The following is a 7514-nucleotide window of genomic DNA, read 5'->3' as shown; positions in this document are numbered from 1 at the left end:
TGACTGACCACAAGGGCATTTGAGCTGATGGAACTGGAGATTGTTTAGGACAGAGTTGTAGAAACCTGGTGTAATCGGATTGTTTTCTTCGACGTAAAGGGTTATCATTGTCTTGCATGTTTTCGTACACTTCTGTGTACGGAGTTGCTAAGGCAGGATACCAAACTTTGGTCGGGGAGGGATCCTGCCTTTTATTGTCAGTAACTTTCCCATGATAACACAAAAGGCATGGCATTAAATAATCTGGCGTATTATGCACCAGAATAAATAAGTCCACACCTTTAAATAAAGTGATTCAAAAACAGAATTTAGAATGCAGGTAAAGTAACAAACAACACTATCTTCGGTTATCTACATCACTCTTGGCGGGAGCGTTATTCTTGTGATGCGTCCTGTCTATAACACTCTGAGCCACGCCGGCTTCCTGTGGCTTTTCATAGGCGGAGTAATCTATATGGTTGGAGGAGTCCTCTACGCTCTGAAGTTCTCCAAATTCAATGAAAAGCATCCTTATTTTGGGTCACACGAGGTTTTCCATTTGTTTGTGATGGGTGGGAGCTTTTGTCATTTTATCTTTATGTATCAGTTTTTGTTGTGATTTGTTATTAAAACAATAAATTAAGCCCATCATCTAGGTTTTGTCGTATACATCAATTTTCCCAACCTAAAAGGGCAAAAACTAGATTTAATTAGAAAAGAAGTTTTGAAGAAGCAAAAAGGTATTGTGCAACTAAATCATTTTGTATTGTGCGAAGAGCCGGTGTGAAGGAAATTCATGCCGGCTTAAAAAATGCGATAACATGCTATAGACTTTTTTGAAGATAATACTGATTATAAAGCCTATTCTTGGATGAGAGGCTTGGATGAGAGTGTAAGTTTTTATACAAAAAATGTTGGAATAATGCTTTTATATTTTTAAGAAAAATATAAAAATCATTAAATATTGAAATGTGGAATCAGACTATGATTGAGAGGGGGATGTAAACAAACTGTGTTCTGACAAGGGGTTTGGAAAAAACGAAATTATAAACATTTTATAAAGTTTATAAAAAACCTGAAAAGCGCATAATTACTGGCTTGACAGATTTTTTTCAGGGGGGGGGTAGAATGAGAATTGTCACAGATAAGTGTTTGCGGTAAACCGTAAATGCTTAAATATAATCTTATGATGGAGGTAATCTTATGGTTAAGATTTCAAAAATTGGTGCTGTTGCACTTGCTATGGCACTGTCTGTAACATTCCTTACACCTACTACAGCGCTTGCTGCAAAAAAGGTTGAGGATAGTATGACTTTACAGAAGGTATCGGATTATTATGATGATGCCGCAATAATTGACAAAGATGTTAAGTCGTTTGCTGATATCACTGAAACGGCAGCTACTTACGGTGCAGCAAGGGATGCTGCATATAAGAAAATGTTTGATGCTTTTGTGGCAAATGGTATTGCAACCACCACGAAACCAGCGGATAACGTATATTGTGATGATCGGACAATTTCCGGTACTACTTATTACTATGATGATAGCGACACTACTTGGAGTTATGATGATGATGATGATGGTACTGTTTATACAGTTAAGCTGGCAAATATTCGAGGAACTGTTTATAAAAATTCTGCAACCGGAAAAACCAGTATGTTCCGCTCAGAAGTAGATAGTAATTATACAGCTGATGAAGCAGCTGCAAATCAGTTCCAGTCAGCTATTATGCTCAAGAAGGGCGAGATCACATATCTTCGTATACCGTTAGAAGGTGGAGATACTGCTATTTCTAAGGTGAAGTCCTCTAAGAAGAGTGTTGTAACAGCAAAGGCATATAATAAACTCGGCGGAGAGACAGTGACAAATGCTGATGGTGTTCATATAGAACCTAAATATGATGCTGCAACAGACAAAACAACATATACTGTATGGTATCAGCCTACAGTTGGTGCAAGAGTTGTCGTTGGAACATACGAAAAGTATGATGATGCAGAAGCTGCTGTAAAGGCTTCTACACAGAGCGCAAATTCTGCAACACGTTATATTGCTCTTGATGCTAAGAAGGTTGGAAAGTCTAAGCTTTCATTCAGTATCGTTAATAAAAATGGAACGGTAACTCCTGTGAAGGTAAATGTTTATGTAGTTGAGAAAGTTGCAGTATTTAAGCAGGTAACATTTGCAGGAAAGTCTCTTCTTGATGACTATTCTAAGACAAACAATATAAACTATGGAAAAGTAAGGGGTGAAGATTATTGGAATCTTTCTACAAAGAAGTCCGGTAAACTTGTTGTAAAGACAAATAAGAACTTCCAGGTTAAGAAGATAGAAATTGGTAAATTGTATAAAGAGACAATTACCGAAGGCATGTCAGGGACAAATCCTCAGACAGGTGAACAGTATGACCACTCAAATACTTATTCAGCATACAACAGAACAAGTTCAGTAACTGAACACAGAGTAGACTTGAATGGTGATGGTGACTTTGATGATATAATTGGTGGAATTTCTGAGTCAGAAGTTACTTATAAATTTACACCTGTAAAATCCGGAAAGAAGATAACTCTTAGCACAGTTGGTAATGATGGTGGATTTGATTCTTCATTAAACTGGACATCAAAAGATGGCAAGAATACAAAGGGTGAGATTCTTACAGGAAGTAGTTCATATAAGAACAGAAACTACTTTGCAACAACAGTGATCAGAGTAACTTATTTCGACAAGATTTCAAAGACTTATGGACAGGAGGACTTCTTTGTTAAGTGTGCAGTAAAGAAGTAATAGCGTGATAGTTAAGACTTGATTAGTCCAATTTATTATGAAGGAACTGTAATAATAAGGTAGCCTTATATCGGGCATATATAAAATATATCCACTCATAGAGAAAAAGGTCTCGTGACAAAGCCGTTTTCGCGTGCCTGGTATAATATCGCCCCGCAGCGTTGCTGCGGGGCTTTCTTCTGCAGTTAGGCGAATTGCAATTCCGATTTCAATTTCATGCCGTGATCCCTGGTTGCATTCATTCTGAATAAATGGTACTCTGTCAAAGCATTTTCCTTCCAAAATTGTCCCGAAGAAGCAAATCGGAAAGGAAAAAATGATATATTACAATTTTTCAGAAGGCCAAGATCAGGAAGCTGATCAGAACCGAACAAACAGCGGGAGTACGCCCTATAATGACGTGTTCCGCACTCTTGTAGTTGAGCACAAGGGACTTCTTCTAAAGCTTCTCAATGAGATGTTCACGGACACTCATTATGAGGGAGATGAAGAGGTGAACACGCTCAACAATACTTATTTTGCCAACCGAAGTGAAGGTAATCAGGATAAGATGATAACCGATTCGGCTATCGAGATTATTGATCACGATGGCTGCAGAAAGCTTTTTCATCTGGAGTGTCAGTCCGACAACAATGGAACAATGATACTCAGGATGTTCGAGTACGATGTACAGATTGCTATCAAAGAAGATAGCTCAGTTTCTGATGACAGACTTGTGGTTAATCTTCCAGCATCAGGAGTGCTTTATCTAAGGAGTAATTCTGCAACACCTGACAATATGCTTATTACGGTCAATGTCCCGGGAGGAGATTATGCGCAGTATATGGTTCCGATAATGAAACTTAAGGATTATTCCTGCGACGACATAATCGATAAGGAACTGTACTTTCTAATTCCGTTCTATCTGTTTAATTTCGAAGGTGACTTTGATAAAATAGAGTCACAGGACGAGGCTTTTCTTGATGATTTCAGGAGGCGATATCAGGAAATCTACGATAAGCTTCGGGTGAAACTTGAGAATGGACAGATTGATGTTTTGACACATCATTCGATTATCATGTTGTCTAAGAAGGTTATTACAGCCTTGACAGCTAAGCGGAAAGTCGTAAAAGAGGAGGCCGAGAGAATTATGGGTGGACAGGTACTTGATTACGAAACAAAGGAACTGATACGTACGGGAATTGAGCAAGGAATTGAGCAAGGAATTGAACAGGGAATGACGAAGCAGAGTGCTGATGATATCCAAAAACTTGCTGATTTTTTCCGAAAGACAAACCCTGAAATGACTGAAAATGAAGCCTTTGAAGAAGCAAAAAAGGTATTGAGCAACTAAATCATTTTTATAGTGAGAAGAGCCGGCGTGAAGTAGATTCATGCCGGTTTTTACTATGTGATTGAATTATAAAATCAGCCCATTTTTCATAATGTGATAATTCTGTGATAGAAGACCTGATAATATCATCTCAGATAAAACAAAGGTGTGTTTCACAGAAAGGAAGAAATGGTTATGAGAATTTTTGGAAATATATTATGGATGTTATGTGGTGGACTTTTTAGTGCAATACTTTGGTTTGGAGTTGGGTGTCTTTATTGCATTACATTGATTGGAATCCCGATCGGAGTACAGTGCTTCAAGATAGCAGGACTTACACTTAATCCTTTTGGGCAGGAAATAAAAAGTGAGGGCGGGCCGGTTTCATTCCTTCTGAACGTATGGTGGTTCTTCTTTGGCGGCATGGAGCTTGCATTGGCAAATTTCATTATCGGAGTACTCCTTTGCATCACAATCATAGGAATACCTTTTGGAAAACAGTTCTTTAAGCTGGCAGCACTTTCACTTGCTCCCTTTGGAACAGAGGTTCAAAGAGTACATTTTGCTTAATTATTGAAAAAAGCATACGAGATGGAAAGAATAATAAATCAGTCGTGAAATGTTAAATTTCCCTAAAAAAGAGTGCACTAAGGTGGTGCACTCTTATTTTTTATATTTTTATGACGATATAATTGATAAGTGAAGTTATGTGCATTTTATGTACGGATTATCGTAATTTATAATTTTATGGAGTTGTAAACATAACACTTGATTACGGGGGATACTTAATGACGAGAATATCTATAAAAAGGTATTTCTGTTATATTTTGGTGCTGTTAGTATTACTGATGGCATTCTTTTTATGTCGTTTTAATCTCTTCGTTAAGGCTGCTTCAAGCAGTAACATCAATCCACAGAATGCAACGAATATTTCGGTCAATGGGTCAAACGAAACAGGAAGTGCAACACTTGGAACAGAATACTGGTATAGCTTTCAGGCGCCTACCGGAAATGTATGGGTGATAGCAAGGCTGACAGGCTCTCAGACAGCAGGTGTAATGCAGATGGATATTCTGGATGAGCAGTTAAATGTGGTTAAGTCGAGTTACACACATACAGGAAACCATCTTGCAGAGATTGTGTGTAGGATGGAATTCCAGGGAGTTGGCAGTAAAGATACATACATGCCTAAGCTTCTGGAGGAAAAGAATTACTATATTCGAATAAGCGGTACCGGGACATATACGTTGAACCTAAATAGCTATGCAGATGATTTTTATGGTGATTTTGATATGGCAACACCGTTAACGGCAGGGGCGACACAAACAGTCGGAATGCTTGAACGCGACGATGACATAGACAGTTTTTATTTTGAAGTTCCCAATAATATGAGTTATAAGGTAACTATTGTAGCTACTAAAAAGATGGATACCAGGATAGCTGATGACAATGATTATACAATCGACAGCAATAGCCTGAGGGTATTAAGAGACAACGGAACAGCTGAATATACGATGTCAGGCTACCAAATCCGGCGATATTTCTTTTTATCCGGAAAAGGCGGTACACAATACAAAATAAGTGTTGATATAAATAATGACGATTCACAGCTGGGACTATGGACAAGCGTTTCAACAAGTACAGGAAGCAGATATATTACCGTTAATACACTAAAAGGCGCAAAAATCAGTATTATCGTAAAAAAGGGATCAAAAAATAAAAAGATCAAAATAAGATACAAAAAGAAGAAAAAGACTAAGATTTCGCTTACTCAGAAAAAAGAAACTCAAACATACACGTTAACAAGAAATTTAAAACCCGGTGATGTAGTAATAGTTACAGCAACCAAGAAACGATATAAAGAGTTCAATTATAAGAAGAAATGTAAGTAAGGTAAATACTGCCAGGAATGGAGGGGGAATGAAAAGACGACTTCGTAATTTCATAATAATTCTTTTGGTTATAGTATTGTTCAACTGTTCTGCATTAAACTCAAATGCTGCTTTTAATGATCTGAAGAAGAGCGGATGTAGCTTTAATTTCACAAAGGGCTCCTGGATAACGGTGTATTCGCAAGTACCGGGGAAAAAAGGACTTTCCAAGTTTTATGCAAAGATTACCAAGTTTCGAATGAGTGAATATCCCTCATCTTCCGGGACTTCAAGCTCATCTTCTCAGTCTACGGATTCGACTATGACAGTGATAATGACAATACAGGTGCAGAATCCCAAAAAGCCTTCGAAGAAGATGGCTAAAAAGCTGATAAATTCAGGACATGATTTTATAGACTATCTTGATGTTGTGGTTGTGGACAAAAGTACCGGAGAGAATTTAAATACTGCAGAAACGTCTGAAGAGGGAACAAATTATCATGCAGTAAATGTTACTGAGACTGAATGGAAAGGTTTGAAGCCACAGAAAATGTCCTGGTCGGACGGAACTGTTTATCAGTATTATGTTTCTTACGTCAAGACAATTGTTATAAAGTTTCCATCCAACTATACAAAAACTTGTGTTGGAATATGCGGAACACATGTCGGCGATTATGAAAAGATGACAGACTGGAATGAGGGATTTATCGAGGGATATACGGTATTATCCGATACAACCCATGTTAAGCTTGGAAGTAAGAAGAAGACCTCTCAGCTTTCGCATTTTATAAATATCAAGAAACCGAAACAGGCTCAGTCGACTAGCGGAAATAGTTCAAATAGTACCACTCCTTATAGATGGGGATTTAATAGATAAGGATTACGTAGACGGGCTCATTATTATGTCAGTACGCCAGCCTTGAAAGCGGGCATATACGCGATGAAGCATCTTTAGTGACGGGAACTCAGGGATATCAGATATATCTCCTTCCCGTCGCTTTTTGATTTTATCGCGTATATGACTGCTTTCAAGGCCAAGCCACTAAAGTGGTGGCTGGTTATTCAGTCCTTGAGCTATGCCAGCTCAGGAGAAGCTAGGGATATCAGGGGGAGTGATTAGCATGATTGGAATGGTTAGCAGGAGCGGAGTGGCTATCTGCATTGGAGTGATTTTGTGCTGTTTGCTTCGTGGGAGGTGTGTAGAGGGCGGAGATAAATCTGATCGCGAACAATTGTTGGGTGGATTTACGCATTGAACCTAAAGTCCCGTCATTTTATACCAAGGTTTGATCATGTCGGGGCATCGACTCCAATGAGCTTATAGAGCTCACGCTGTTTTGCAGTTACCTCAGACAGATGATGCGCCTTGCCAGGCTGCTGGTAATACTCAATTGTATCTAGCTCGTCCAGCAGTGACTGTATTGTATAGTTGCTGAACAGGCCGTTCTCATCCATCTGCTTTTTGATATAAGACACCATCTGAAGCGCTATGAACTGGACAAACAGCTTGCCTTCGAAGTTTTCCTCGGAAGCGACTGACATCCGCCGCATTGAAAGCCTCTCCTTGAGGT

Annotated in this window: 6 protein-coding genes and 1 pseudogene; 6 read left to right on the top strand and 1 reads right to left on the bottom strand. The window is 38.7% G+C overall.

Annotated elements, in window-relative coordinates:
- The first annotated feature begins 385 nt into the window (after window positions 1-385).
- The 6 genes from G630_RS25905 to G630_RS0117480 all read left to right on the top strand — a co-directional run bounded on the left by G630_RS25905 (window position 386) and on the right by G630_RS0117480 (window position 6820).
- Window positions 386-598 (top strand): hemolysin III family protein, encoded by a 213-nt coding sequence (locus tag G630_RS25905; protein ID WP_242829962.1) that lies wholly within the window; start codon window positions 386-388, stop codon window positions 596-598.
- A gap of 584 nt (window positions 599-1182) precedes the next feature.
- Window positions 1183-2760, top strand: coding sequence for a hypothetical protein (locus tag G630_RS0117500; protein ID WP_026499341.1), 1578 nt, complete (start codon window positions 1183-1185; stop codon window positions 2758-2760).
- 316 nt (window positions 2761-3076) lie between these two features.
- Window positions 3077-4093 carry a hypothetical protein gene (locus G630_RS22610; protein ID WP_049946288.1) on the top strand — a complete coding sequence of 339 codons (1017 nt, stop codon included), beginning with the start codon at window positions 3077-3079 and terminating at the stop codon, window positions 4091-4093.
- Window positions 4094-4267: 174 nt separating this feature from the next.
- Window positions 4268-4642 (top strand): YccF domain-containing protein, encoded by a 375-nt coding sequence (locus G630_RS0117490; RefSeq protein WP_026499340.1) that lies wholly within the window; start codon window positions 4268-4270, stop codon window positions 4640-4642.
- Between the two features lie 218 nt (window positions 4643-4860).
- On the top strand, window positions 4861-5964 hold the full coding sequence (locus G630_RS0117485) for a hypothetical protein (RefSeq protein ID WP_026499339.1): 1104 nt from the start codon (window positions 4861-4863) through the stop codon (window positions 5962-5964).
- A gap of 28 nt (window positions 5965-5992) precedes the next feature.
- Entirely contained in the window at window positions 5993-6820 is an 828-nt protein-coding gene (locus G630_RS0117480) for a hypothetical protein (protein WP_026499338.1), read from the top strand.
- A gap of 413 nt (window positions 6821-7233) precedes the next feature.
- Here G630_RS0117480 and G630_RS0117475 read toward each other — a convergent pair.
- Window positions 7234-7514, bottom strand: a pseudogene (locus G630_RS0117475) (IS1634 family transposase); the annotation flags it as partial.

The sequence above is a fragment of the Butyrivibrio sp. WCD2001 genome (assembly GCF_000424485.1).
GTDB lineage: Bacteria > Bacillota > Clostridia > Lachnospirales > Lachnospiraceae > Butyrivibrio.
The sequence above is the reverse complement of the archived record's forward strand: the minus strand, read 5'-3'. Positions and strand labels throughout refer to the sequence as shown.